Raw genomic sequence first — 22,608 nt, forward strand, 5'->3', positions numbered from 1 at the left:
CTCAGACTCCCGAAAGGACGATGCGATTGACCCAGCCATTCCTTACCGCCTCGGCGACCGCGGCGGCCATCCCCGTCGCGTGGCGGTAGTACATCGTGTTGCCGCGCTGCGAGGTGTGGAGTTCGTTCGTGCCGGGCCGCGCGCCGACTTCGGAGAAGCCGAGGCATTCGCGACGACATTGGTGTCCGGGCGAGAATTTTTCCGGCGTGTCGACGGCCAGCGAACCCAGCTTGCAGATACGGCCCTTCGCGACGTAGCCGTGGGGTGCACGCACGCCGACCGGGAAGTCGATGCCGGCGTACATGTCGGCCGCACCGAAGGGTGGGAAGTCGAGTTCGAGGCGACCGATGCCGAGGCCGTCGAGGATGGCGCGGAAGGGGCCGGCGCGCAGGCCGTTCGGGTACAGGCGCGCCCAGGTCGCGGACGGCAGGCGCGGGTCTTTCAGCATCTTGCCGAGCAGCCGCCCGGCGACCGGGCGCAGATCGGGGAATTCGCGCTGCACGAGGCGCGCAACACCCCAGTCGTTGACGGTGACTTCGCTGCCGGCGGGCAGCCGGGCGAGTGCGGCGCGCAGCGGGTCAAAGAGGCCGTCGCAGGCGATCGGCGTGACGAGGCCGAAGCTGAGGTCCCAGCGCTCGCACAGGGCGACGGCGCGGTCGATGGCTTCGACGCTTGGCAGCAGATGCTCGCAGAACTCGCTGCCGAGGAAGAAGTGCGTGGGTTCGGCGTCATCGGGCAGCTGGACGCAGTCGCGCGCATCGCCGAGGCGGTCGAGGTAGTCGTCCCGAGTGAGGCGATCGTGGCGGGCGAAGCTTGCGAGTTCGCGTTCATCGACGAGTGCGAAGCCGAGCTCGATCGGGCCCGCCGTCTTGTCTTGGACGGTGTGTGCGTGATTCATGAAGCGGTCTCCGCGATGCCTTTGTATTCCCGTCCGCGCCAGTTGGCGCAAGCGGCGAGATATTCCGCGAGCCCGTTCCCACCGGCGCAGGGAAATTGCGCGAGCAGCCGGGCGACGATGCCGGTAAAGCGCGCGCTTGCCATGCTTGCGCCCCCACGCGCCTCGTCTGGGCCGGCGGGGCAGCAGCCGTATAGCGCCCCACCGGCGGTTTCGCCCTTCAGGAGCGACCACTGCCCGCTCGCACAGCGCGCGTCGCCGCTCACCGACTGCACCCCGGGGTAAGCGGCAGGGAAGACCGGAGAGCCTCGCGCGGGGGCTGCGGCGACGAGCACGACGCCGCGCGAGATCGCGTGCTCGCACGCGTCGCGCAGTACCGCACGGTCTTCCAGAAGGCCGAGGCTCAGGTTGATGACCCGTGCGCCCTCGCTGACGCACCAGTCGATCGCAGCCGCGACGATGCGCGGCGTCGGTGGGTGGCCGGGAGATGCGATGCGGGCGTCGATGAGCCGCGCGCCGGGTTCTGCGGCGAGTACGAGCGCTGCGACCGCTTCGCCGTGCGGTAGCGTGCGACCGGACGGGGACTCGCGCCGCATGCTGCCCTCCCCGTCCGCGACAAAGCGCGCCACGTCGTGGAGCGCCGTGGCCGGGACGCTTTCGAAACCGCCATCGACGATGCCGACCATCACGCTCATACCGCCCTCAGCAATGGCGCAGCCGCACGCACTGGAACGTGCTCGACGAGACTTCCGCCGCGCAGCTCGACAATGCGGTCGAGTTGGCCGACGGACGCGAGGTTGTGCGTGATGACGATACGGGTACGGCCCGCGAAGACGCGGTCGACGGCTGCGATGATCTCCTGCGCGACCGGTAGATCGAGCCCGGAGGTCGTCTCGTCGAGAATCAGCACCGCCGGGTCCTGCAGGATCGCGCGGGCAAGTGCAATGCGCAGACGCTCGCCGCGGGACAAGGCGGAAGCTGACGCGCCAACGGGCTTCGCGAGGCCGTCGCCGTGCGCGTACTTCGCGAGACCGGCGAGCATCAGCGCCCGCTGCAGTGCAGCCTCGTCCGCGTCGGGCGCGACGAAGCGTAGGTTGTCGCGGATGCTGCCCGGCATCAGCACCGGATCCTGATCGACGACGACGACGCGACGGCGCAGTTCGACGAGATCGAGGAGATCGAGCTGCACGCCGTCGAACAGCAGCCGACCGGCTACCGGGTCGTAATGGCGTTGCAGCAGGTCGATCAGGGTCGATTTGCCCGCGCCGGACGCGCCGACGAGCGCAATCTTGCTGCCTGCCGCCACTTCGAGCGACGCGCCGTCGAGCACGATCTGGTCGCCGTATCCGAAGCGCACGGCATCGAGCCGAAGCTCGCCGCGCATTGGCTCGGCCAGCGCGACGGGGTGCGACGGAGACGTGACCGTGGGCCGTTCGGCCGCGAGCTCCTGGATCCGCTTCAGGCTGACCTTCGCGCGCTGCCATCCCATGAAAACCCCGGCGAGCGTCTGCAGGGGACCGGCGGCGCGCGTCGTGTAGGCAATGAAGGCGACGACGACGCCGACCGACATTCCGCCTTCGGCCGCCATCGAGCCGCCAACCGCGAACACGAGCAGTACGCCGAACCCTGATAGGATGCGCTGCATGCCGCCGGCGCCGAGCGACGCGAGTTGCGAACGGCGCAGCGCTGCAAAGTAGTCGCCATGATGGGCGCGCAGGCCCGCTTCCTGACGCTTCGCGGCATTGGTGGCCTGGATGAACTTCATCGCGCGCAGCGATTCGACAAAGAAGCTCGACATCGCGGCGCTCTGCCGGCGCAGGTCCTGCGTACTCCTTTCCAGCCAAGGCCGCGTGAACATCAGCGCCGCAACCTGAAGCGGCACGAGCGCAAACACGACTGCCGTCAGCATCGGACTGAGGGACAGCATCAGCGCCATCGCGACGACGAGCGAGAACGCCCCGTTGAGCAGCGCCATCGGAGCATCGATCGCGAAGCGCTGTACCTCGGCGACATCGCCGTCGAGCCGCGACAGGATCTCGCCACCGCGCGTGCGGGCGTAGTAAGTCGGCGCCAAGGTCTGCAGGTGGCGATAGACCTCCTCGCGCAGGCCGAAGAGCACGTGGGCGGAGAGCTTCAGATACGCAAGACGCGATACCGTCTCGACAACGACGCCTGCGAGCATCAGGGCGAGGAAGGCCACACAGAGTTGCAGGACCAGATCGACCTTGCCGCCAACAATGCCCTCGTCGACGAGACGCTGCGTCAGGTAGGGCGGCAGCAGCGCCGCCGCGGAGCCGATGCAGGACAGGAAGACGACGCCAATGACCGTTGCCGCGCGTTCGCGCACGATCGGCAAAGCCCAGGCGAGAGCCTGCCAAGGCAGCGAACGCTTCTCGTCCAGCCTGATCATTGTCCGTGTCTCCCTAGTGTAAGGCCCGTGGGAAGGATGAACGGAAGACGCCTCGCTTTTCCGCCCTACATCCGTCGCCCTCGGCACGCGCTGTCAGCCCTGAACGCCACAGCCCCCGGCGGGAGGTGTTTCGCGCCGAGGAGTCCGCCCCACGCCGACGAGGCGCGGAACACCTCCCGACGGGGGCGGGTTCAAGGCACAAACGGTGCATGTCGATCCCGCAAGCGCCTCAACGGTTGACGACCCGCATCCAGCCTATCGACTGGTCTGCACCGCCAGGCAGGCGAATCTCGCCCTTCTTCTCCAGCGTCGCCGCATCGTGGATCGCGACCTTATCGAGCGCACCGCCGATGTACACGTCCTTGCCGTCCCCGGAGATATTGACCGCATAGAAGGTCTGCTCGAGATCGACGCGCTTCAGCAGCTTGCCCGAGTCGGTGTCGACCTTGCTCAGCTGGTTCATCACGAGGAAGGCCTCGTTGCGCGCCGCCGGATTGATCACCGACGAGAACATCACCGTCTGTGCGTTCTCGAACTCCTTGACCTTCAGCGTCTCGGCGTCGAGATCGAAGACTGCGATACCCGCCTTGAAGGCTTCGGGTGAATCGGGCGCGACGTCGGTCTTCGCCACGAAGTACGGCGTCGACAACATCCGCGCCTGCTCGTAGGTCCCCCACATCGCGAGCACGTCCGGTTCGCCGATGCCGGGACGTTCCCAATGGCGGATAGGGAAAGTCTTCTCGATCTTGCCGGTCTTCGTGTTAAAGAGGTACATGTCCCAACCGAGGGCAATCAGATGGTCCGGATTCCCCGTCGGCGCCAGCAGGCTGATGCGGCGCGGCGCCGGGAAAGTGCGGTGAGGCTTCGCATGCATGCCATCGGCGGTGTCGAACACCGCGATGTACGTGTCCTCGACCTTGTACTCGGAGCGCCCGAGCTGGACCGGCGCCTGATGCACGTAGAGCTCCTTGCCGTCCTCGCTGACCGCCACGGCAAAGAAACCTTTCACGCGCCGTTGCGGCGTCGAGAAATCGGCCCGGAACACCGGCTTGCCGGTGTCGAGGTCGACGCCGACGACGCTTTCCATGCGGTTCGTGAGCACGTAGGCGATCTTGCCGTCCTTCGGCACGTTGATCGCACCGGGAATGCCGTCGCCGGGCAGCACGATCGTGCGGATCACTTCGCGTTTTTCGGGATCGATGACGTGCAGGTTGTTCGGGCGCGTGACCGTCAGGAGGTATTCCTTGGCGAACGCAGGCAGCGACGCAGCCACGCAGCACAGGGCAACGAGCGTCTTCTTGATGGGCAGCTTCCTCATCGCTCAGTCTCCCGGGAAAAGCGTCTGCAGCTCGCGCCAGTCGCGCAGGGCCGAGTTCTTGCCGTCGGTCCAATCGCGCGCCGAGTTGAGGCTGTCGGCGAGTTGCGCGGGCCACCAGCACGGGTCGGTGCAACCGTAGAGATCCGCCTCCATCGGCTGGCACAGGCTCGCCAGGCCGCCGAAGGCGTCGACTTCCCAGCCGGGGTCGAAAGTGGTCGTGCAGCCGACGACGCTGCTCATCAGTTGCACTTCCTCGCGGTGGCCGTCGGTGGCCGCCTGTTCGATCAGGTGCGCCTTGTGGTTCAGGGCTCGCAGTCGTTTCATTGCAGGGCACTCCTTTGTTCGAGGGCGGCGTTGAAGAACGCCGGATTGGCCAGCGCGATCTCGCCGAAGGCTTCGAGGCCGAAGGCCGTCCATTCGCGGATCTGGTCGCAGTATTCGAAGGTCGGCTGGAAGGGATCGCCGCTCCGCGAATAGGATTCGTGGTAGCACCCGCCAGCGCACAGGCTGCGTGCGGGGCAGACTTGGCAGGCACCATGCGGCGCCTGGGCGCGAGTCATGAACTGCGATAGCGACTCGCGCGCGATGCCGTTTTCGACATCGCCGAAGGTTTCCAGCTCGGAACCCGTGAAGCGGTGGCACAGCGAAATCTTGCCGCTCGTGCCGACCGCCAGCAGGCCGACGCCCGCGCCACAGGGCAGGACCTTGCGCGTACCCATCCACAGGTCCGTCATCAGCTGCTGCATGTTGCCGAAGCCGTGGCGGCGGCCGCGCTTGGCTTCGCTGATGTACTCGCGGCCGAGCGCCTTGAAGGCCTCGAAGACGATGTCGAGTTCCTCGCGGCTCAAGCCGACCGGCGAATCCGGGCCGGCCGTCGCGGGCGCGAAACCGACTTCGAAGAAGCCCAGCTCGTCGTGCAGGTGCTTGTAGATGCCGGCGACGTCGAGGTTGCCGCTCGCCAGCGTGACGCGCGCACCGACGGGCTTCGACTTGTACTTTTCCAGCAGCCGCTTCACACGCATCGCCACCGTCTTGTAGGTGCCGCCGCCGGCGATCGTGCGGCGATGGCGGTCGTGCTGCGCCTGGTCGCCGTCGATGCTGACTGTGATGCCAAAGCGATGCGCATCGAGGAAGTCGATGACCTCGTCGGTGAGCAGCGTCGCGTTCGTGGTCAGCGAGAACTCGACGTCCTTGCCGACCGCGGCGGCCTTCTCCTCGGCGTACTCGACGAGGTCTCGGATCACGGCGATGCGCGTCAGCGGCTCACCGCCGAAGAAGACGATGCCGACGCGCTCGTTCTCGCTCGCCTCTTCCATCAAGAGGTCGATCGAGCGCGAGCCGGTCTGGAAGTCCATCACCGAGGAGTTCTTCGGCGACGTGAGGTCCTCGCGGTAGCAGTAGCTGCAGCCGAGATTGCAGCCGGTCGTCAGCGTCAGCACCAGCGTCTTCAGCGGCGAGCGCTCGACGACGCGCGCCGGGATCTCGTAGTGCTTCGGTTGCGGCGCGACGATGCCGAGGTCGATGAAGTCGCTGAGGCTGTCGCACAGCTCGGCGGGGGTGTAGCGGCCGTCGAAGCGGCTCTGGATGTCGTCCGGGCTGACCGCCGGGCTCGTCTCGAACAGCCCGAGCAGGTCGGCCGCTGCCGGGTCGAGCTCGAAGATCGAGGTCGTCGGCACGTGCAACAGCACCTGCCGATCGCCGCGGCGGATCGCGCGGTAGTTGTGGGGTTGGATTTGCAGCGTTGCCATTTTGTCTCTCCTCAGCGCAGCGGCGTCGGGTTCCAGCGCTGGACAGTCACGACCAGTTGGCCTTTCGCATCGAGCGTGCGATCGCCGTCCGCAACGCTCGCCATGATCGACAGGTTGCCGACGTTATTGAGGCCACGGCGATTCGGGTTCGGGCCCGCGAAGGCCGGGACGAACTGGCCGTGCGGCTCAAGGTGGCCGGCGTGCCTGAGGTCCTCGTCGTGCTTCGCGCGCTCATCGAACGGTTCGGCCGACCACGCGGCGGGCACGCTGCCGAGGCGCACGTCGTCATCGGTGCCGGGCTTGCCGTCCGCTCCGTTGAGGAAGGCGACGGCATCGAACTGCGCGGACACCGGCGGATTCGTGCCGCCGCCGAGACGAGCGATGCCGAAGGCGGGTTCGACGCGTACCGAGTCGATCTGGCGATACACCGCCAGCGTTTGCCCCGACTCGCGCCCCCCGACCACGACCTTGTGCAGGCCCTGCGGCGCGTCGGCCGCGACCTTCACGCGCAGCTTCAGCGCGTCGGCCGATTTGCCGAGCCACTCGACGACTTCGACGCCCGGCCCGAGATCGACCTTGGGATCTAGCCCCGCGCCGGCGACCGTCACGGTTGCCGTCTCGCCCGCCCGCAGCATCTTCGGGCTCACCGCGACGACGGCGTTCTTCGCCGCCTTCTCGGACCGGACCGCGTCGAAGGTCGCACCCATCTCCTCGGCATTCTTCAGGAACCAGCGGCCGGAGATGCGGGAACCATCCTCGCTCATCGCGAACACCGAGCGCGTGTCTTCGTTGCCAAGCTTGGCCGAACCGCGCCATTCGTAGCCGGTGTAGATCACCGCATCGCCATGGCCGCGCACCGTGTTGCCCGGCCCGAAGTGCAGCTCGTAGCTGACTTCGTACTTGTCATTGCCCTTCGGCACCGCGGTCATCGTGCCGGTGTAGGCGCCCCAGCCGGGACGCTCGCCCGCGACGACCCAGCGTCCATCGGCCGGGCGATGCTTCGCCCCGCTCCACGTCCGCCATGCATCGGTGTTCTTCGGATAAAGGGCCGCGAGCTTGGACGGGAGCTGGTCGCGCGCAATCTCCCACCAGTTACGGTCGCGTCCCAGCGCAGAATATTCAGCGCTCGGGAACTGGCCAAGATGGGTGTGCATGAGCTTGAGCCATTCGCCTTCATCGCGCCGCTGCAGGGCGACACGGCCGAAGCTGTGGCAGCGCCCGCACATCTGCGCGAATTCCTCGCTCGGAGGCGTGTCCTGCATGTTCGGCCGGCGCTCCATCAGGAAACGGAATGCGGCACTCTCCGACGGTGCCAGCCCTTGGCGATCCGCAAGGTACTTCACAACCGCGCGCCGCTCGTCGGGAGTCAGGTCCACCTTGTGCCAGATGCCCATCCGCGCGACCGTCATGTCCCAGCCCTCGGGCGACTTGCGAATCTCGGGGATGCGCGTCAGCTTGCCCGCTTCGAGGTGACAGCTCGCGCACTTCTTGTCGATAACCTCGCGCCCCGGATCAGCGGCCGCGTGCGCAGCCATTCCACCGGCCATCCCGACGGCCATTGCCACGGCACGGACGATGGGCAAATGCTTGTTCTTGGTCTCAGCCTTCACTTCTGTCTCCACTTTCCAGTTGCGCCGCCTCGTCGATTGCCACTGGGCGGCGCAGGAGCCTCACAGAGCCATGATTACGGACTTGGATTCGGTGTACAGATCGAGCACCGCGCGTCCCATCTCGCGACCGATGCCGGACTGTTTGAAGCCGCCGAAAGGCATCGCGTTGTCGAGGATGTTGTGGCAGTTCACCCACACCGTTCCGGCCTGGATCTTTGGGATCAGACGATGCACGCGCGACAGGTCGTTCGACCAGATGCTCGCGGCCAGACCGTAAGGCGTGTCGTTCGCGCGGCGAGCAACCTCGTCGAGATCGTCGTAGGGCATCGCGACGACGACCGGGCCGAAGATCTCCTCGCGCACGACCTTCATGTCGTCGGTCGTATCGACGAGCACGGTCGGCTTCACGAAGTAACCGGCGCCCACGCCCGCTGCGCCCCCGGTCGCCGCGCGCGCACCTTCGGCGAAGCCGCTCTCGATATAGCCGAGCACGCGCTTCTGCTGCGTCGCCGACACCAGCGGCCCGATCTGCGTCGTGGGGTCGATGCCTGCACCGAGTTTCATGCTCGCAGCGATCCCCGCCAGCCCCTCGACCACCTCGTCGAAGCGGCTCTTATGCACGAAGAGGCGCGAACCGGCGGTGCACACCTGGCCCTGGTTGAAGAAGATCGCCTGGGCGGCGCCGGCCGCGGCAGCAGTGACATCCGCGTCGTCGAGCACGATCACCGGACTCTTGCCGCCAAGCTCCAGCGACACGCGCGTCATGTTGTCGAGCGCCGCCTTGCCGACGAGCTTCCCGATCTCGGTCGAGCCCGTGAAGGCGACCTTCTCGATGCCCTTGTGGGACGCGAGCGCTGCGCCCGCCGTATGGCCGAGGCCGGTCACGACGTTCAGCACGCCCGCCGGATAACCCGCTTCCAACGCGAGTTCCGCAAAACGCAGCGCCGAGAGTGGCGTCTCCTCGGCCGGCTTCAGCACCATCGTGCAGCCCGTCGCGAGCGCTGGCGCAACCTTCCACGCGGCCATCAGCAGCGGGAAGTTCCACGGGATGATTGCGCCGACCACGCCGACCGGCTCACGCCGCGTGAAGCCGAAGAACTCGCGGTCGCGGATGATCGGCACCGACACGTCCATCGTCGAGCCTTCGATCTTGGTCGCCCAGCCCGCCATGTAGCGCAGGAAGTCGATCACCAGCGCGACATCGACGTGACGCGCCATCGTCACCGGCTTGCCGTTGTCGAGCGACTCGATCTCGGCCAGCTCCTGCGCGTTCGCCTCGACAAGGTCGGCGAACTTCAGCAGCAGGCGCTCGCGATCCACCGGGCGCATCTTCGCCCAGTCGCCGGACTCGAAGGCGCGGCGCGCGGCAGCAACGGCGCGGTCAATATCCGCCGCTCCGCCCGCCGGCACCGAAGCGAATTTCTCGCCACAGGCCGGATCGATCACGGCAAGTGTCTCGCCGCTCGCCGCCTCGACCCACTCGCCGCCGATCAGCATGCGCTGCTGCCGCGCGAGGAAGCGACGCGTTCCTTCGCTCAGCAGTCGTCCGTTGTAACGTTCCATCAATCTGTCTCCGTTGTTGGTTGGTCTTGTTTGTTGAATCGGCCGCTCATTCGCCGACCCGCGCGCTGTCGCGCAACAGATCCACGCGCGCGACCGCCTCGGCCCGCGCCGCATCGGCGGCGTCGGCCGTCAGCTCCAGCTGTTCCGTGAGGCGGTTTATCAGCCTGTCCTCGAGCCGGGCGAGGTCGCCATCGACGTAGGCCACTTCCCACAGCATCGCCAGCACCTCCTGGCGTTCTTCTGCATCGAAGCCCGCGCGCACGGCTTCGGCGAATTCCCAGTCGTCGAGCACCTCCGCGAAGCGTTCCTCGGCCACGGCGACGAGTTCCTGCGCCATCTGCTCGGGCAGACGGAAGTGCTCGCGCAACAGCCGGATCACCGCCGCGTGTTCCGCGTCGGTCGCGCGGTGATCGACGTACATCGCCTCCAGCAACAAGGCCGCGACTGCGATCTGGCGCCGTTCGAACGGGCCCGTCTCCATCGCCTCGGCGTGCATCTCCCCTGCCAGCAGCGCCACGAGTTTCTTCAGCATGCGTCGGTCTCCCCGCTCAATGCGCGCCGTCCAGGCGCTCGACACCCAGTTGCCCGGCCACTACGGTCGCCCCCGCGGCGCTCGTCGCGACCGCCGCCAGGTTCTGCCGGTCCTGCCGGATCTCCAGCGCGAGCGGCGATCCGCTCTTGCCTCGCAACACCACCCCACCCGCACCGACGATGACCAAACCGCCATCGGGTTGCGCCACCGCCGAGGTCAGCGACTGCTCTGTCCCGGTCGCGAGCGGATGCCAGCTCTGCCCGCCGTCTCGGCTCACAATCACCCTGCCGCTCATTCCCAACAGCAGCACCTCGCCATCCTTGCCTTCGAGACCACTCCACAGCGAACCCGACACGCCCGTCTCGAGCTTCGTCCAGGTCGCGCCGCGGTCGGTGGAGCGGAAGGCACCCCCGGATTCGGCCGCGACGAAGAGCTTCCCGTCGCGCGTGCCGAAGATCTGGTTGAGGTGCAGGTCGCCGTCATGGCCGCTGCCGACCTTCATCGGCCGCCAGCTCTGGCCACCGTCGGTGGTCACCATCGCGGCCCCGTAGGCGCCGGTGACGTAGCCCCGCTGGACGTCGCTGAAGAACACCGACAGCAGCACCGGGTTGCCGTCGACCGTCCCCTGCTGCTGCCAGTTGGCACCGCCATCACTGCTCGCCAGCACCACACCGCCATGGCCGACCGCCCAGCCGTGCGTGTCATCGACGAAATGCACGGCCGTCAGCAGCGTGCTCACGGGCACCGCCGCCTGCTTCCAGGTCTTGCCGTCGTCAGTCGAGCGCACGATCGTGCCGTAGTCGCCCACCGCCACCAGCGCATTGCCGGCGCGCGCCACCCCCGTCACCGGCACCTTCGCCGCGAGTCGTGCCGTCATGGCCGGGAGGGGCTGGCGCGAGGCCTCGCTCGTCGCCGCCATCGCGAGCACCGCGCCGCACATCACTGCGCCGAGTATCAGCGGGCGGATACAAGTTTTCCCTTTCATCGCCCTCTCCTCTCAATGCGCCATCAGCGGCACGCGGACCGGGCCGCGGCGCGGGATCAGCATGTCGATCGTGATCGCGAGCGCCGGCAGCAGCGTGATCGCCATGATCATGTTCACCATGAACATGAAGGTCAGCAGCATCCCCATGTCGGCCTGGAACTTCAGCGCCGAGAACGACCAGGTCGCCACCCCCACCGACAGCGTCACCGCAGTGAAGACGGTCGCCACACCGATCTCGCGCAGCGCCTGCTTGAAGGCGGTCACGATGTCCTCGCCGTGCGCGAGGTGCATTTGCAGCCGGTTGTAGATGTAGAAGGCGTAATCGACGCCGATCCCGACCGCCAGCACCATCACCGGCAGCGTCGCGACCGTCAGGCCGATATCCAGCGCCTTCATGAACCAGTAGCCCAGGAAGGTCGCCAGCGTCAGCGGCAGGCAGCACGCGACCATCGCGCGCCAGTCGCGATACACCGCGAACACCAGCACGAGGATCGTTGCATACACGTAGAGCATCATCGGCAGCTCCGAATGCTCGACCACCTCGTTCGTCGCCGCCTGTACGCCCGCGTTGCCGCTCGCGAGTCGAACCGTCACGCCCTCGAAGGGCTGAGTCTCGCGGAAGTGCTTCACCGCGGCGACGACCTCCTTGATCGTCGAAGCCTTGTGGTCGGCGAGATACAGATTCACCGGCAGCACCGTGCAGTCCGCATTGAAGAGCCGCATCCCTTCCGGCACCTGGCGTACGGCTTCACCCAGCGTCAGCTCCTCCGCAGGCAGCGCAGCCCACTTCGGATTGCCTTCATTGACGCCGGAGGCCGCGAGCTTCGTCATGCTCGGCAGCGACTGCGCCGACAGCACACCCGGTACGTTCGCGAGATACCAGGTCAGCCGATCGACGTGCGTCATGATGTCGTGGCGATAGCAGCCATCCGCCGGCGACTCGACCACCACCGTCAGCATGTCCAGCCCCAGCGCGTAGCGCGCAACCACCGCCTCGACGTCCTGGTTGTAGCGCGAATCGTTGTGCAGCTCAGGTGCCCCCGGCAGCACGTGCCCGACGTGGCGCCCCTGGCTCTGCCATACCGCCAGCGCCAGCAGCACGAAGCACAGGATCGTCCCGATCGCCGCATTCCGCGGGCTTGCCACATGCACGCCGAGCGACGCCATCATGCGATTCCTCAGCGCCTCGACCTTGCTCGCCCGCTCGACAAAGCGGTCATCGAAGCGGAAGTAGCTCGCCATCACCGGCAGCATGATCAGGTTCGTCACGATCTTGTACGCGACACCCACCGAAGCCGTGATCGCCAACTCGCGGATCATCGGGATCGGCACCAGCACCAGCGTCGCAAAGCCGACGAAGGCCGTGATCAGCGCGAGCGTGCCCGGTACCAGCAGGCCGGTGAAGCTACGGCTCGCCGCCGTATAGCCGTCCGCGCCGTTGATGACTTCCTTCGCGATGTAATTGACCTGCTGGATGCCGTGCGACACCCCGATCGCGAACACCAGGAAGGGCACCAGGATCGCCAGCGGGTCGAGACCGAAGCCCAGCAGCGTGATCGTGCCGAACTGCCACACCACCGACACCAGCGAGCACGACAACGGCAGCAGCGTCAGCACGATCGAACGCGTGTACCAGTACACCGCCCCGGCCGTCAGCACGAAGGCCAGCGCGAAGAACTCGATCACGCTCGTCGCACCTTCCGAGATGTCGCCCATCTGCTTCGCGAAGCCGATGATGCGCACCCGCGTGTCGGCATCGCTGAACGCACCGCGGATCTCACGCTCGAGCCGCTGGCTGAACTCCGAGTAATCCAGCCGTTCGCCCGTCTGCGGGTCCGGGTCGGCCAGTTCCGCGACCACCATCGCCGACGACGAATCGTTCGCGACCAGGCTGCCGATGAAGCCGCCGACGATCGTGCGCTCGCGGATCGCCGTGATGTTCTCCGGCGTCAGCGCCTTCACCGTCACGTCACCGCCGATCACGTCCTCGGCCTTCATGCCTTCTTCGGTGATCTGCACGGCGCGCGTGTTCGGCGTCCACAGCGACGTCACCGTGCGCCGATCGACGCCCTTCATGAAGAACAGCGCCTGCGTCACGTCGTACAGCTTCGTCAGCGCCTTCTCGTTCCAGATGTCGCCGTTCTTCGCCTCGACCGTCACGATGATGCGGTTCGCGCCGAACAGCACCTCGCGGTACTGGTTGAAGGTCTGGACGTACTCGTGGTTCTGCGGCAATTGTTTATCGAAGCCCGCACTCATGTGCAGGCGCGAGGCGAACACCGCCATCACGGCAGTGAAGCTCAGCAACGCGAGCAGGATCAGCAGGCGATGCCGGAAGCACACCCGCTGCAGGGTCAGCACCAGTTTCTCGATCATGTTGGGTATCCGGTTGGCCGGCCGCCGCGCGAACGCACTCCCGCCGCGGCCGGCGTTCTTCTCTCTGGACGAATCAGAACGAATAGGAGACGCTGGCTGACAGGAAGTCGCGGTCGCGCATCAGGTTGTTGCGACCGCCGCCCTCGAAAGTCACCCACTGGATCGCGCCTTTCCACGCGTCGCGGTAGTTCGCGAACAGCGACAGCGTCAGCGCCTTGCGCCCCTCGACGAAGGGCAGCGCGTTCGGCGTCGTGCCGTGGACGTCGTGATACCAGTCGATCTGCGGCGTCAGCGTCACCCCCGAGCCCCACACGTTCGGGTAGTTCAGCGCGGCCTCGACGACGTAGCCCCACGAGGTCTTGTCCGGCAGCGAGTAGTCCGGCAGGAAGTACGGGGTGCGCCCGCTCCGGTCGAGGCTCGGATAATGCGCAACCGCTGCCTCCGCGAGGATGAAGCCATCGCTCGCCCCCGCTGCCTTCGCGATCCCGCCCAGCGGATCGTTGTGCGAGAAGGTGTAGAAGCCCGTCAGATGCAACTGATACTTCTCTTCCTCGACGAAGCCCGGATTGCTGCCGTGCTCATACACGCTGTACTTGTTCGACGGCCCGCCGAAAATGTTGCCGAAAGGCACAGTCGGGTCGATGCCGACGCTGTCCCTCGGGCGGTAAGACAGCTCGGCACCCACCGCGATGTTGGCGATCTTGGTGTTCGCCGAAACCGCGTACAGGTCCTTCTCCTCGCCGTACGCGAGGAAGTAGCCCGTAACCGCACCCGAGGTGTTGCCCGTAAAGCCGAGGAAGGGCAGCTTGTCGTGGTAACGCTGATAGGTGAAAGCGAACTCGGTGTCGATCGGCTCGGCGGTGTAGCGGAAGTTCACCCCATATTGGGCGTTATGCCTCGGCTTGTTGATGCCGAGGAACGGAACGGCAACTCCCGCAGCAACCGCATCCGAATCCGAAAGACCCGAGTTGTCGCCGCAGCGGCCGTTCGGCAGGCCTGCGCACGCCCCCGGCCCGAAGAAATCCTCCACGATGCTCGTCGGCACATAAGCCACGCGCCGCCCCTTGCCGAGCACGTCCGCCGACGAGAAGAAGGTCCCCGACGGATCGAACTTGAAGCCGTTCCACGCGAACTGGTAATAGGCCTCCATGCCCAGGTTCTCGGCGAGCTCCATCGACCCCGAGAGCATCGGCGCCGGCACGAAGATCTCCTTCAGCTGCGTGCCCGGCACGTGGAATTTCTGCAGATCGATCGCGTTGATCTGGTTCACGCCGCCGATGATGAAGATATCCTCGCCCCAGGAGATCACCTGGTTGCCGAGCTTCACCTTGCCGCGATGATCGCCGACCGACACCTCCTTCGCGACCCACAGGTCCAGCATCGTGACGTCGCCCGAGGCCTCGTTGGCGACATCGGTACGCCGCGTGTCGTTGGCCTTCGAGTCGGCGAACCAGTTGAAGCGCGCCAGCGCGCTCCAGCCGCCCGGATACTTCAGCGAGAGGTCGTGCGTGCCCTTGAGCACCGCCGACACGATGTCGCCCTTCTTGTAGTTCAGGTCGCCGTCGTCGAAGTTCGTGAAGTTGAAATCGGCGTTAGCGTAGCCCGTCCCGTTGGCGAGATTGTAGGTCTTCGACAGCTCATTGTTGGTGCCGTTGTTGCAGCCGCCGCTGTCGTTGCTGATGATCTTGCAATCACGCGACTGCAAGCGGCTCACCACACCGTAGGAAATCGTGCTGTCGAAGCTGCCCGACAGCCCGTCCTCCGAGCCGAAACGCACGGCCTGGCTGGCCGGGGACCACAGCGCCGCGGCAATCGCCAGCGACAGCGTGGTCGGAGCAAGGGCGAGCGCGCCCCGACGATGCGAAATCGTCCTGGTCTTCATGGGGAAGTCTCCTGGAGGTGGTAGGGTCAGCGCTCGCCGCGGCGACGCATCTCATCCGGCGTGAAGTTGGCTGCCGTCACACGGCCTTCCTTGCCCGCCGTCAGATCCAGCACCTCACCCTCGGCCGTCCAGTTGTCGACCACATAGCGGCGCGCCACCAGGTCGTACATCTGCGTCTCGTACGCCATGCACGCCCCAACGTCAGGTGCCGCCCACAGGCTGCCCTCCTGCACGCGCCACAGGTTGCCCTTGGCGTCGTACATGTCCACCTGCAGCAGTGCCCAGGAATCCTCATCGAAGTGGAACACCCGCTTCGCGAACGAATGACGCTTGTCCGCCTTCACGGTTGCCTCGACGACCCACACGCGATGCGGCTCATAACGCATCAGGTCGCGATTGACATACTCGGGCCCGAGCATGTCCTTGAACTTGTTCTTTTTGTCGATCAGCTTGTAGGAGTTGTACGACACGTACATCTCCTTCTTGCCGATCAGCTTGTAGTCGTAGCGGTCGAGCGCGCCGGTAAACATGTTGATCTGGTCGACGAAGTACAGATTGTCGAAACCGGCGATCGGGTTGTCGTACGCGAAAGTCGGCGAACGGCGCACGCGGCGCTGGCCCGGGAAGTAGATCCACGCATCCTGCGGCTTGTCGATGTAGGCGTGGATCAGGTAGCCCTCGCCTGCGCGCGACGGCGGCGTCAGCACGTCATAAAGCAGCTTCGACTCCACGCCGCCGACGTCGGCCGGCCCCGTCACCTTCGGATCGTTGAACGGATACAGCTCGTACGACCACTGCTTGTTCTCGACGTAGGAACCGTCCTTCTCCGGCATCAGCGCCGAGATCTGCGCCCGGCGGCCGAGGCCCGTGTAGCGCAGCTTGTAGTTCCACATCACCTCGGCGCCACTCTTCGGGATCGGGAACGGAATACCCGCGCCGAACACCTGCTCGAGCTGCCAGCCATCCCCGCCGAGCTTCGCGGCCGTGGCGTTCTTCTTCGTCTGCGTCGCGACGAAATCCGGCACCGGACAGCTGCGATGCGTCGGATACACGTCCATCCGATAGCCCTTGTAGGCCTTGATCAGCGCGAGCTGCCCCGCGGAAAGCTTGTCCGCGTACTTATCGACGTTTGACGCGTCGATCGAGAAGAGCGGCTTGTCGTCCTTGAATGGGTCGAGCCGGCCCGGTTTCCAGCCCGCCGGCGTCTGCGTCATCCCGCCCTTCCACGCGGGAATCGCACCATCCTTGCTTCCTTCGGCCTCGGCCCCGATCGGCGTCAGGGCCTTGCCCAGCGCTGCCGCTTCGCCCTCGGATACTGCCGCCCTCGCCGTCGCGCTGGCGAGTACCGCCGCCACCGCCAGACAGATCAGCCCGACGCGCGGCAAATTCCTTGTCCTTACGCTCATATTCCCAGTCTCCTAACTCACGTAGTAGCTGCCAATGCCGCTGCAGCCGCTGCCACACACTCCTGTGTAGTGATGCGTGCGGACCTCTGTGTGTCCTTTCATCGCATGAGTCGGATTCTAGGAACGCTCCGCTGCTGACCGTTATCCGAAATCGGCAACGCGGACCCGATACACACCCCCCCCTGTCACCGAACTGACTTTTGTATTAGTGTTAAAAAAGAAAAAGGCCCAAAACCACAATAATTTGTCGCTCATTCCGGTCAGGAGACACCATCGGAAATGAACATCTCATCCGGCCCCGCGCACGAAACCCTTGTGCCGCCTGCTGGCGATGATGCCTATTCGGTCGTGCGCCTCGACACGCGCGACGCGGACGATCACGCGTCCTGCCTGCAGCACTGGAAACAGCGCTACGATCAGCTGTCGGCCGGCAGTTTCAACGGCCGCTTCGACGAATACTGGTTCGGCGACATCCAGGTGTTCCGCGAACGGACAAACCAGGTCATCCACGAAGTCGGCTCATCGTGGCAAGGCTCGCTCACTGTAGGCGTGCCGGTCGAAGTCGATGGAACCGGCTCGTTCTGCGGCACCCCCTGCGGCCAGGATTCGATCGTCACCCTGACCTCGGACGACGAACTCGACTATCGCACGCCGCGCCTGCACGACATCGTCGCGGTCACGACCGACTGCCAGGTCTTCCTGGATTACGCGATGCGTGTCGAACACCGCGATCTCTCAGCCGAAATCGGCAAGCAGCGGGTCATCGACGCGACTTCGGAACAGGCCGCGAGCCTGCGCGGCTTCCTCCTTACGGTCCTCACGAGCCTCGAAGCGACCCCCGAACTGCTGCGCCACCATCAGATCCGCAAGGGCCTCGAACAAGCCATTTTCGGCAGCCTGATCGGCGCCTTCACATCGACCGACGATGCCGCGCGCGGCATGCAGCATTCCCCGGCGCGACAGCTCATTGTCGAACGCGCGCGCGAATACATGAGCGCGCATATCGACGAACCGATCACCGTCGCCGACCTGTGCACCGAACTGCAGGTGTCGCGCCGCACGCTGCAGTACAGCTTCCAGGACATCCTCAACCTCAACCCCGTCAGCTTCCTGCGCGCCATGCGCCTCAATGGCGTGCGGCGCGAACTCAAGCGTGCCGATCCGACGACGAGCCACGTCGCGGACATCGCAGCGCGCTGGGGTTTCTGGCACCTGTCGCACTTCGCGGCCGACTACAAGGCGATGTTCGGCGAGCTCCCATCGGACACCCTGCGGCAGTCCACCCGCATTCATCCGGCGTCGGGCTTCCCGGTCACCGTCTGACGGGCACGCCGGCTTGCGGTTCAGGAAACCCTGAATCGCGCCACGTCGCCCTGCAGACTCTCGGCCAGCTCTTCCAGGCGATTTGCCGTATGAAGACTGCCTGCGGCCGACGAAGAATTCTCCTCGGCCATCCTGGCGATTGTTTCCACGTTCCGCGCGATCTCGGTCGACGCGGAACTCTGCTCACGCAAAGCCTCCGAGATCTCCGCCACGGTATCCACCACCCGCCCTGCCTCCTCCCGGATCAGCGCCATCGCCTTACCCGCCTGCTGCGCCCTCTCGACCCCCTCGCTCACGCGCACGACGCCATGGTTCATGCTTTCCACGGCAGCGCGGGCGCCCTGTTGAATAGCCCCGACCATCCCCGCGATCTCCTGCGTCGAATGCGTGGTCCGCTCGGCGAGCTTCCGCACCTCATCGGCCACCACCGCAAATCCCCGCCCCTGTTCGCCTGCGCGCGCCGCCTCGATGGCCGCATTGAGCGCAAGCAGATTGGTCTGATCCGCAATTTCCTTGATCACGCCGACAATTGCGGATATCTGCTCCGAGCTCTGCCCAAGCTGCTCGATCGTACGGGCCGACCCGGAAACCGACTCCGCGATCTCGCCGATCTCGCGAATCACCGATTCCACGATCTCCCCGCCTTCGCCCGACAAGCGGCCCGACTTGCGCGCCAGTTCGTTCGCGTTGCCGGCATTGGTCGCAATGTGATCGATGCCGACCGTCATCTCTTCCACCGCCGCCGCCATGCTGGACGCCGCTTCGCTCTGCCTTTGCGAGGCCGTATCGACTTGCCGTGCCGAATCCAGCATGCCCCGCGCAGCCTCGGCCAGTTCGCCGGATTCCCGCTGAATCGAAGCGATGAGCCGTCCCATCGTCGCCGCCATCTCGTTGAAACTCTTGCTCACCATGCCCAACTCGTCACGCGCCTGAACGTCGATACGGGCGGTCAGATCCCCGGCCGCGAGCCGCGCGCTCTCACTGGAGAGCCTGCTAACTCCACCGATGATCGAGACGTAGCTTCCGACCGACAAGTAGCCGATCACCCCCAGCATGACGAGCAACATCCCGATGTTGAAATACAGGATGCGCGACGCGTGATCGATACGATCCTTCAACACTTCATCCAGCGTCGGCAGCATGATCTCGTAAGCCTGTTCGTAGCCCACGGTCATCGCGCCGGTCGCAAGGTCGAAATACGAGCTCGATAAGGTGACGAAGAAGTCCCCGCCAAGGATTTCCTGCACCACACGCAGCACTTCCTCAAGCCGCGTTTCGAAGCCGTTCAGCGACGTCTCCAGCCGATCCTTCAGATCCGGGCGCTGGGCCGAGATCTTGGCTACATTGACCTTCAGGTCACGCAAAGCCGCCCGCACCTCGTTCGTCAGCACGGACAGTTCGGTACGCGCCGCGTCGTCCATGCTGCCGCGCGCGAGCGCCGCTGCCCCCTTTGCGCGCAAGCGCCCGAGCCGCTCCAGGACGAAGGGCGTACGCACCACCGCCGTCGCCATCAGGTAATAGCTCTCCGCTTCGGGATCGAAAGTCAGGCCATACCTGTCCGACAGGACGATCTGGTAGCTCAGGAGCGCATCGACCAAGCGTGTGTGAGCGCTCGTATTCTCAGGCTGACTCCACCCCAGTCCGTCGCGCTGTAGCGCTGCCCACTGCCCCCGCAGATCCTTCCAGGCGGGATCCGCACGGTCCGCCTCGGGCAAGGCCCGGTCGAGCGCCGCGAACGCCTCATCGGCCGCCTTTTCGGTCTCCTTGCGCCGGTCGGACATTGCCGTGAGCCCACCCAGCAGGGCGGCGGACATCCCGCGGTGCTGCTGCACGAGTTCCACCGTCTTGAGCAACGGGCGCGCGAGGCCCGATGCGACCAACTCGCTGCGCGAATGCTCGATGGTGGCGTTGAGCTGGTTCGCCAGCGCCACCAGCAAGACTGCGAAGGCAGCAAAGACGAACGAGCCGATCAGTGCAAATTTTGCCCGGTAGGACAGGCGATTCATTATCGCCACCGCCGGCAGAAACAATCCTTTCATAAGAGCCTCCATGGGCCGCCTCTCTCTGTGTTTTTTTGGGGGGAGGAATGATGGCCGAAACAATCTCCGGCGTCAGCCGCTCCATAGCACCCTATACCTAGAATAGTACAAAGGCTTTTGAAACTTATTCCCATGAGATAAATCAAGAAACCGCTGAGGGGACCCGGTCCACGACCCCAGCGCCCCATGTGCGGTTCCCGAGGTGCTAGTATTCCCGCTGCGCCATATTGCACATCAACCTTCCGCACTTGCCCCGCCCCGACACACCGAAAACATGCTCTTCAATTCCGTCAACGAGCACTGCCTCAACAGCATCGTAGAGCTCTCCGAGACCCACACCGTCGAGGCCTCGGAAGACATCTACGACGAGCGCGGCATGAAGCTCTGGGCGAAGGGCAAGCCCGTTTCGGCCGAGCTCCAGGAAAAGCTGCTGCGCCGCAAGCTGGCGAAACCGCTCGAGGCGACCCTCGCGGTCGACGGCGCCGTCGCGTTCGGCGACGTCGTCGGTGCGTGCCGGACTCGACTGGACGAAAACCCGCTGTTCCGCCGCATCGTGAATCGCGATGCCATCTCGCTCATCAACGGCATGCGCAACACGGCGCTGCCGCAGCCGCTGCGCCTGCTGCTCACCTCGGCGCACGCCAAAGGCAGCAACGCCTTCAAGCACGCCGTCGGGACGATCCTGGTGAGCGCGGGCATCGCAGCACGCCTCTCGGTGAGCGAACACGATGCCCAGCATCTGCTGATGGCCGCGCTGCTACATGACCTCGGCGAGATGTACATCAACCCCGATTACCTGCGCGACAGCTACCGCCTGCCGCCGGCAGAATGGAAGCATGTCGCCAGCCACCCGCGCATCGGGCAGCTGCTGATCGCGGAACTCACCACCCTGCCCGCGATCGTCGGCCAGTGCGTCGCCCAGCATCACGAACGACTCGACGGCAGCGGCTACCCCAACCAGCTCGAGCGCAGCAAGCACCAGCGCCTCGGCAGCTGGCTTGCCGTCGCTGACTCCGTCGCAGCGATCCTGTCTCGCGGAGACGCGGGTGCGCCCCTGCGTGCGGCGCTCGCGATGCGCATCGTGCCCGAGGAATTCGACCACGACGCCGTTGCCGTCGTCACCCAGGCGCTGCGCCACGGTGACGACAGCTTCGGCACGCCGGCCGACGGCAGCTTCGCGACCGGCGTCAAGGCCAGCATGGAACGCGTCGTCACCACGATCCGCCGCGCCGAATCGCTTCGCGGCGCAGCTGCCACCCCCTTCCTGCGCCAGACCGCGGAAACCGCGCTGCAGCTTCTCTACAACCTCGACAAGTCGCTGCGCTCCACCGGCGTCGTCGAAGCCGCCACGCTCGGCGCCGACGTCCTCGATGCCGAAGTCGTCGCCGAGATCAACCTCGTGGTCCGCGAGGTCGACTGGCGGATGCGCAACCTCGCGCGCAACCTGCACCTGCGAGCCGAAGCCCACGACGACAAGAACTGCCTGCCGCACCTTTCCTCGCTCATTGGCGCCCTCGACGGCACCGCGCCAAGCTAGTCGGCCCCCCGCCTGGGCGGATGCGCGCTAAACTGCGACAGTGACATCCAGCGGAGATCGACATGCAGGAATTCGAATCCCAGGCCCAGGCATTCGCTGACCGGATCGAAGCTGAACTCAACGACGGGCAACTCAGCTTTCCGACCTCGCTCGACATCTCCCTGCGCATCAAGCGACTCGCCGATAACCCAGACTCGTCGCTCGACCAGATTGCCGCCGTCGTCAGGACCGAGCCCGTCCTGAGCGCTAAAGTGGTCCGCCTGGCCAACGCAGTCGCACTCAACCCCTACGGCACGCCGATCACCAACGTCGCCGATGCAGTTCAACGCATCGGGCTCGCGTCCCTGCGCTGCCTCGCCTTCGCGGTCGCCGCCGAGCAACTTGCCCAGGACCACCGCTCTTCAAAGATGCGTGCGATCGCCTCCGGACTGTGGATGCATTCCGTGGACGTCGCCTCGTGGGCCTATGCCTTCTCGCGCGAACTCAAAGTCGGCAGCCCGGATACCGCAATGTTCGCCGGCATGATGGTCGACATCGGCGAATTCCTCCTCGTGGCGCGGGCTGCGGACTACCCGGCACTCGAACACGACACAACGCGATTCGCCGAATTCGTATCGGCCTGGAACGAACCGGTCGGCCGCGCGATCCTCGAGACCTTCGAACTTCCCGAATCGATCATCGACGCCTTCAACTACGATGACCCCTACGGCGGTTCGTGGCCACCAAAGGATCTGTCGGACGTGCTCTTCGTCGCCTCCCTGTCGGCGGAAATTCCCAACCCCTTCGACAAGCTGCTCGGCACCGACCGTCGCTTCGCCGTCACCGACACCGCGCCCGACGGCATCGCCAAGGAGGAGCTGAGCGCCCTGCTCGATACCGCGCGCAGCGCTCACCAGGTGATCCTGAGCGCGATCAGCAATTGAAACGACGTCGCTATCCGCGCGCTTCCCGCGTCCCGAGCTGCAACAAGTTGTCATTTCGCGG

Annotated in this window: 17 protein-coding genes; 3 read left to right on the forward strand and 14 right to left on the reverse strand. The window is 65.6% G+C overall.

Translation table 11 applies throughout. From position 1 onward, the window contains the following. Position 1: 1 nt before the first annotated feature. The 13 genes from VJ673_RS21335 to VJ673_RS21395 all read right to left on the reverse strand — a co-directional run bounded on the left by VJ673_RS21335 (position 2) and on the right by VJ673_RS21395 (position 16,725). The gene (locus VJ673_RS21335) at positions 2-898 is read right to left on the reverse strand and encodes a hypothetical protein (protein ID WP_324128183.1); all 897 of its coding nucleotides are present in this window, start codon (positions 896-898) and stop codon (positions 2-4) included. Then, positions 895-1,590: a subtilisin-like serine protease QhpE gene (gene qhpE / locus VJ673_RS21340; protein ID WP_324128184.1), complete on the reverse strand. Its 696-nt coding sequence runs from the start codon at positions 1,588-1,590 to the stop codon at positions 895-897. Before qhpE ends, VJ673_RS21335 begins: the two co-directional genes overlap by 4 nt. Continuing rightward, a complete protein-coding gene (locus VJ673_RS21345; RefSeq protein WP_324128185.1) occupies positions 1,587-3,305 on the reverse strand; it encodes an ABC transporter ATP-binding protein in 1,719 nt (572 codons plus the stop codon). Before VJ673_RS21345 ends, qhpE begins: the two co-directional genes overlap by 4 nt. A gap of 229 nt (positions 3,306-3,534) precedes the next feature. Next, on the reverse strand, positions 3,535-4,623 hold the full coding sequence (gene peaD, locus VJ673_RS21350) for a quinohemoprotein amine dehydrogenase subunit beta (protein ID WP_324128186.1): 1,089 nt from the start codon (positions 4,621-4,623) through the stop codon (positions 3,535-3,537). A 3-nt stretch (positions 4,624-4,626) separates the two neighbouring features. Beyond that, on the reverse strand, positions 4,627-4,947 hold the full coding sequence (qhpC, locus tag VJ673_RS21355; protein WP_324128187.1) for a quinohemoprotein amine dehydrogenase subunit gamma: 321 nt from the start codon (positions 4,945-4,947) through the stop codon (positions 4,627-4,629). Beyond that, entirely contained in the window at positions 4,944-6,371 is a 1,428-nt protein-coding gene (peaB, locus tag VJ673_RS21360; RefSeq protein WP_324128188.1) for a quinohemoprotein amine dehydrogenase maturation protein, read from the reverse strand. The genes qhpC and peaB overlap by 4 nt, the downstream gene beginning before the upstream one ends. Before the next feature lie 11 nt (positions 6,372-6,382). Beyond that, on the reverse strand, positions 6,383-7,981 hold the full coding sequence (gene peaA, locus VJ673_RS21365; protein ID WP_324128189.1) for a quinohemoprotein amine dehydrogenase subunit alpha: 1,599 nt from the start codon (positions 7,979-7,981) through the stop codon (positions 6,383-6,385). A gap of 60 nt (positions 7,982-8,041) precedes the next feature. Further along, on the reverse strand, positions 8,042-9,544 hold the full coding sequence (locus VJ673_RS21370) for an aldehyde dehydrogenase family protein (protein ID WP_324128190.1): 1,503 nt from the start codon (positions 9,542-9,544) through the stop codon (positions 8,042-8,044). Between the two features lie 46 nt (positions 9,545-9,590). After that, on the reverse strand, positions 9,591-10,076 hold the full coding sequence (locus VJ673_RS21375; RefSeq protein WP_324128191.1) for a tellurite resistance TerB family protein: 486 nt from the start codon (positions 10,074-10,076) through the stop codon (positions 9,591-9,593). Positions 10,077-10,092: 16 nt separating this feature from the next. Next, positions 10,093-11,061 (reverse strand): WD40/YVTN/BNR-like repeat-containing protein, encoded by a 969-nt coding sequence (locus VJ673_RS21380; protein ID WP_324128192.1) that lies wholly within the window; start codon positions 11,059-11,061, stop codon positions 10,093-10,095. Positions 11,062-11,073: 12 nt separating this feature from the next. Continuing rightward, positions 11,074-13,437, reverse strand: a complete 2,364-nt coding sequence (locus tag VJ673_RS21385; protein WP_324128193.1) for an efflux RND transporter permease subunit — start codon at positions 13,435-13,437, stop codon at positions 11,074-11,076. A gap of 73 nt (positions 13,438-13,510) precedes the next feature. Further along, the gene (locus tag VJ673_RS21390) at positions 13,511-15,319 is read right to left on the reverse strand and encodes a DUF1302 domain-containing protein (protein WP_324128194.1); all 1,809 of its coding nucleotides are present in this window, start codon (positions 15,317-15,319) and stop codon (positions 13,511-13,513) included. A 26-nt stretch (positions 15,320-15,345) separates the two neighbouring features. Then, a complete protein-coding gene (locus tag VJ673_RS21395) occupies positions 15,346-16,725 on the reverse strand; it encodes a DUF1329 domain-containing protein (RefSeq protein WP_324128195.1) in 1,380 nt (459 codons plus the stop codon). Between the two features lie 279 nt (positions 16,726-17,004). On the opposite strand from VJ673_RS21395, the gene VJ673_RS21400 reads away from it, so the two are divergent. Further along, positions 17,005-18,048, forward strand: coding sequence for a helix-turn-helix domain-containing protein (locus tag VJ673_RS21400; RefSeq protein ID WP_324128196.1), 1,044 nt, complete (start codon positions 17,005-17,007; stop codon positions 18,046-18,048). 20 nt (positions 18,049-18,068) lie between these two features. Here the strand turns inward: VJ673_RS21400 and VJ673_RS21405 are convergent, their stop codons facing one another. Further along, positions 18,069-20,087, reverse strand: coding sequence for a methyl-accepting chemotaxis protein (locus VJ673_RS21405; RefSeq protein ID WP_324128197.1), 2,019 nt, complete (start codon positions 20,085-20,087; stop codon positions 18,069-18,071). 274 nt (positions 20,088-20,361) lie between these two features. On the opposite strand from VJ673_RS21405, the gene VJ673_RS21410 reads away from it, so the two are divergent. Continuing rightward, positions 20,362-21,624 carry an HD-GYP domain-containing protein gene (locus VJ673_RS21410; protein ID WP_324128198.1) on the forward strand — a complete coding sequence of 421 codons (1,263 nt, stop codon included), beginning with the start codon at positions 20,362-20,364 and terminating at the stop codon, positions 21,622-21,624. A 62-nt stretch (positions 21,625-21,686) separates the two neighbouring features. After that, positions 21,687-22,547: an HDOD domain-containing protein gene (locus VJ673_RS21415; RefSeq protein WP_324128199.1), complete on the forward strand. Its 861-nt coding sequence runs from the start codon at positions 21,687-21,689 to the stop codon at positions 22,545-22,547. Positions 22,548-22,608: the final 61 nt, after the last annotated feature.

Source organism: Aromatoleum sp., from assembly GCF_035254505.1.
Taxonomy (GTDB): domain Bacteria; phylum Pseudomonadota; class Gammaproteobacteria; order Burkholderiales; family Rhodocyclaceae; genus Aromatoleum.

Coding starts and splice junctions, on each gene's coding strand:
- VJ673_RS21415 (WP_324128199.1), top strand. CDS start 21,687: ATGCAGGAATTCGAATCCCAGGCCCAGGCATTCGCTGACCGGATCGAA.
- VJ673_RS21370 (WP_324128190.1), bottom strand. CDS start 9,544: ATGGAACGTTACAACGGACGACTGCTGAGCGAAGGAACGCGTCGCTTC.
- VJ673_RS21335 (WP_324128183.1), bottom strand. CDS start 898: ATGAATCACGCACACACCGTCCAAGACAAGACGGCGGGCCCGATCGAG.
- VJ673_RS21390 (WP_324128194.1), bottom strand. CDS start 15,319: ATGAAGACCAGGACGATTTCGCATCGTCGGGGCGCGCTCGCCCTTGCT.
- qhpC (WP_324128187.1), bottom strand. CDS start 4,947: ATGAAACGACTGCGAGCCCTGAACCACAAGGCGCACCTGATCGAACAG.
- VJ673_RS21380 (WP_324128192.1), bottom strand. CDS start 11,061: ATGAAAGGGAAAACTTGTATCCGCCCGCTGATACTCGGCGCAGTGATG.
- peaB (WP_324128188.1), bottom strand. CDS start 6,371: ATGGCAACGCTGCAAATCCAACCCCACAACTACCGCGCGATCCGCCGC.
- VJ673_RS21385 (WP_324128193.1), bottom strand. CDS start 13,437: ATGATCGAGAAACTGGTGCTGACCCTGCAGCGGGTGTGCTTCCGGCAT.
- VJ673_RS21395 (WP_324128195.1), bottom strand. CDS start 16,725: ATGAGCGTAAGGACAAGGAATTTGCCGCGCGTCGGGCTGATCTGTCTG.
- peaD (WP_324128186.1), bottom strand. CDS start 4,623: ATGAGGAAGCTGCCCATCAAGAAGACGCTCGTTGCCCTGTGCTGCGTG.
- qhpE (WP_324128184.1), bottom strand. CDS start 1,590: ATGAGCGTGATGGTCGGCATCGTCGATGGCGGTTTCGAAAGCGTCCCG.
- VJ673_RS21345 (WP_324128185.1), bottom strand. CDS start 3,305: ATGATCAGGCTGGACGAGAAGCGTTCGCTGCCTTGGCAGGCTCTCGCC.
- VJ673_RS21400 (WP_324128196.1), top strand. CDS start 17,005: ATGAACATCTCATCCGGCCCCGCGCACGAAACCCTTGTGCCGCCTGCT.
- VJ673_RS21375 (WP_324128191.1), bottom strand. CDS start 10,076: ATGCTGAAGAAACTCGTGGCGCTGCTGGCAGGGGAGATGCACGCCGAG.
- VJ673_RS21405 (WP_324128197.1), bottom strand. CDS start 20,087: ATGAAAGGATTGTTTCTGCCGGCGGTGGCGATAATGAATCGCCTGTCC.
- VJ673_RS21410 (WP_324128198.1), top strand. CDS start 20,362: ATGCTCTTCAATTCCGTCAACGAGCACTGCCTCAACAGCATCGTAGAG.